This is a genomic window from Pseudomonas sp. B20, from assembly GCF_020515755.1.
In the GTDB taxonomy this organism is placed as follows: domain Bacteria; phylum Pseudomonadota; class Gammaproteobacteria; order Pseudomonadales; family Pseudomonadaceae; genus Aquipseudomonas; species Aquipseudomonas syringae.
In genome coordinates this window covers 1-3,392 of sequence record NZ_JAHPJG010000043.1, presented here as the reverse complement: position 1 = coordinate 3,392, position 3,392 = coordinate 1, and the positions used below count along the sequence as shown (strand labels likewise).

3 protein-coding genes and 2 pseudogenes are annotated in these 3,392 nt (G+C 47.3%); all 5 read left to right on the top strand.

Going from position 1 to position 3,392, the window contains the following annotated elements; translation table 11 throughout:
* Positions 1–181, top strand: a pseudogene (locus tag LIX91_RS25410) (hypothetical protein); the annotation flags it as partial.
* A complete protein-coding gene (locus LIX91_RS25405) occupies positions 174–743 on the top strand; it encodes an imm11 family protein (protein ID WP_226489398.1) in 570 nt (189 codons plus the stop codon). The pseudogene LIX91_RS25410 and the gene LIX91_RS25405, both read left to right, overlap by 8 nt.
* A 339-nt stretch (positions 744–1,082) precedes the next feature.
* Positions 1,083–2,423 carry an RHS repeat domain-containing protein gene (locus tag LIX91_RS25400; RefSeq protein WP_226489397.1) on the top strand — a complete coding sequence of 447 codons (1,341 nt, stop codon included), beginning with the start codon at positions 1,083–1,085 and terminating at the stop codon, positions 2,421–2,423.
* Positions 2,424–2,429: 6 nt separating this feature from the next.
* Positions 2,430–3,038, top strand: coding sequence for a DUF1963 domain-containing protein (locus tag LIX91_RS25395; RefSeq protein WP_004415231.1), 609 nt, complete (start codon positions 2,430–2,432; stop codon positions 3,036–3,038).
* A gap of 177 nt (positions 3,039–3,215) precedes the next feature.
* Positions 3,216–3,392 (top strand): annotated as a pseudogene (locus LIX91_RS25665) (RHS family protein); the annotation flags it as partial.

The window sequence follows — 3,392 nt, the reverse complement described above, 5'->3', positions numbered from 1 at the left end:
GTACACTGCCAGAATTGAGAAACGGCTTAATATAGCTAGTGATTATGGAAAGATCAATGGCTGGAATAAGGGAGATTACGAAAAAGTAGTAAATGGTATTATAGCGGATGAGCGTAAAGGATTACGATCTGGTATTACTAAGTTAAATTCTGCGTCTGTGAGAGGTATTGCTTGTGGCTAAGATCTTCATTATAAATATATCTAGCTCTTATCCAGAGAGCTATTGGTTTAAAAGTAAGGTCTTAACAGGTCAAGACCCTATTTTTTTGCAAAAAGGAATGGAGATAGGTGAGAATGTACTAGTTGAGTTTACTTCAGCGTCAAGAGCCAGCACCAATGGGATCCTTAAATACGATTTTTTCTTCAGTGATGGCCCTAACTTTATCAGCCCTAGACTCCATAAATTATTACTGGAGGCCAATGTCTCTGGAGTTCAATTTTTTGACGCAAACGTATATATAGCCGGGAAGAAATATGAAGGCTATAAATTTTTTAACCCCAACTCAAGACTTAGCGCTTTTGATAAAGAAAAATCAAAAAATGAGCCGCTTGTGAGCTGTCTACCAGATGGGCCTAAAATATACACCGAAATCTTTCTTAAAGATGATCTCGATATAGGGGTAGATGTTTTTAGAGCGGAGGAGGACTTTACAACTATACTAGCCACAGCTCGCGTCAAAGATTTATGCGAGATTAATAAAGTGCGGGGCCTGCAATTCAAAGAGCATATTCTCAAGGCTTGAGTTAAATGGAGCGTGCTCTTTATTCTTTTTTGCTGCTACTTGGGCTTAACGCTCTTTAATAACAAAGCAAGCGATGCTAGTGGCTGCCAACTTTGCCTCAGCCACTAGCCCTCTTATTTTATTGAATAGTGGATTTGAAAACCAGTACCGCCATGTTATCACTCAGGTCTATTACTCCAATGGAAGTCTCTCTATAATTCCAGAGGCAATCTTCTGGGCGAGATCGATGCGCTGGGCCACAAGACCGAGTACCTCAACGGTGAGGACGGCCTGCCGCACACCATCATCGACCCGACGCTTAAGTCCAAAAACCTGTGGTGGAACAGCCTCGCTCAGGTTGTGCGCTTTCAGGACTGCTCAGGCATTTACGTCGAACACGCCTACAACCCGATTCACCGCCGCTACGAATACGACCCGGCCGGCGAACTGAGCCGCACCCTCGACAAACTGCGCGGCGAAACCCAGTACGAATACGAAGCCAACGGCCAGCTGCTGGCGCGCAACACCGGTCGAGTGGTCGACGGCGAAGAGTTCCGCTACGACGCCGCGGCCAACCGCCTGAACTTCAACACCAGCCGCTTCGATCACGTTAAAGACAACCGCCTCAGACAATGGGCGAACCACGAATACAAATACGACGCCTGGGGCAACCTGATCGAGAAAGTCGTCGGCATCGTGCGCTGGCAGACCTTCACCTACGACTGTGAAAACCGCCTGGTCAAAACCGAGACCATGGCTGACACGCAGGTGGAAAGTATCAGCAGCTACCAATACGACAGCCTGGGCCGAAGAGTCGCCAAACAGTCCGAGATCAAAGGCCATACCGGCCACAAACGCTTCCTCTGGCAAGGCCTGAGGATGCTGCGTGAGGAAAGTCCGGGACAGAGCAGCCTGTATATCTACGAGCCCGGCAGCTATGCGCCGCTGGCCCGCGTTGATGAAAAAGAAGGCGAGGTAGAGAACAAAGTCTACTACTTCCATACCGACCAGATCGGCACACCGCTGGAAATGACCGACGCCGAAGGGCAGATCGTCTGGCAGGCCAAGTACCGGGCCTGGGGTGCGGTTGAAAAGCTGGTGGTGAACGAGGTTGAACAGAACCTGCGGTTTCAGGGGCAGTATTTTGATGTCGAGACGGGGCTGCATTACAACACGTTTCGGTATTATGACCCGGAGATTGGGCGGTTTACTACGCAGGATCCGATTGGGTTGTTGGGTGGGTATAACCTTTACCAGTATGCTCCAAGTGCAATCGGCTGGATTGATCCGCAAGGTTTAGCTACGCTTTTTGAATTAGGTACCTATGGAGGACTTAACGGGTCAACTCACGTTGGAGATGGTTTACAAGCTCACGAACTCCTCCGTCACGAATATCTAGTCCAGCAGAATCTTGCGGAGAAGAGTACCAGGCTTCCAGGAAATCCATCTATTGCGCTGGATCTAGATCATCACACTAGAGGCCCAATGAAAGATACAAGAGGTATTGGTGGTACTCATTGGCATGAGGCGCAAATACGTGAGAGCCAAGGTTTGGGTAGGAATGAATTTGCATCATCTGTAAAGCGTGAGCTAGACATCACTTCAGGCGCGCTACGGAAGAGTGGGGTTCCTAAGTCTAGAGTGAAAGCGTTAAGAAAAATGGCCAAGAAATTTCATAGCAGTCTCAATGGGTGTGGGTAATCAAATATGGTTCTGGTTAAAGAAATTATTTCATCAGATAACGCTGAGCGCTCTAGCATTATCATAGGTGGCGGCTCAGTAAAATTAAATGCCTGGCCGACCAATCCAGACGGAGAAAGTCTTGTGTTAGTTGCCACTATAGAGTGCGCTAACCTCAAAAAAATTTCTGGCTTCAGCTCGATCCCCAAGGAAGGTGTACTGTATATCTTTTCAACTTACAGTCGCTCTGATTATTTTCTCGATAACGTTACGTATAGTGGCGATACTTCTGAGCTAGAGCTGATATTGAGTGGATATACCCTAGTAATTATGGGGAATTCTGATTCTGAAATAGTCAGTCCGAATGAATCAATTCCAAAAGCACATACGGAATTTAAAGAAAGAGAAGTAGGCCATGATGAGTATCCAGTATTCTCAATGCTTACGAACACCCCACCTAATGGAATAGCTTTACCTCCAGACTTGCAGAAAGAGTATGAGTTTGTAATGCAGCTGTACTCCTCAGACTTCCCAGAGCCATTTAAAGATATATTTTATTTGACTGATGCCGTTGGATGTCTTCTTTTGAAAAAAGATGGCTCAGGCAGCGGGCTGTTTTTTGTGCATACAGCATGATTAATTGTTAGGCAGTAGTGAAAGGGTACTATCCGGCTAGACGTGTATGTCGGATTACTGCTTTTTAAAAACTTGGTGGTTTTACAGTTGAGCTCGGCTGCCGCTTCTTAAAGAACGAGGCCAGAAGCTTTAAGAAGCGGTGTCTGAGCGAACCTGTGCTACATGTCTCTTGCTGTAGGCCAACTGATCAGCGACATGGAGCGCGACGATCTCCATCGCGAGATCTATCGCACCCAGGCAAACTCACCAGTTGCTTCGGTTACGACAGCATGGGTCGAAAGGCCTGGCAGTACGCCACAACCCTGCCTGCGGAAAAGCTATCGCAGATCCAGAACCCGCTCATAAAGCCGGAGC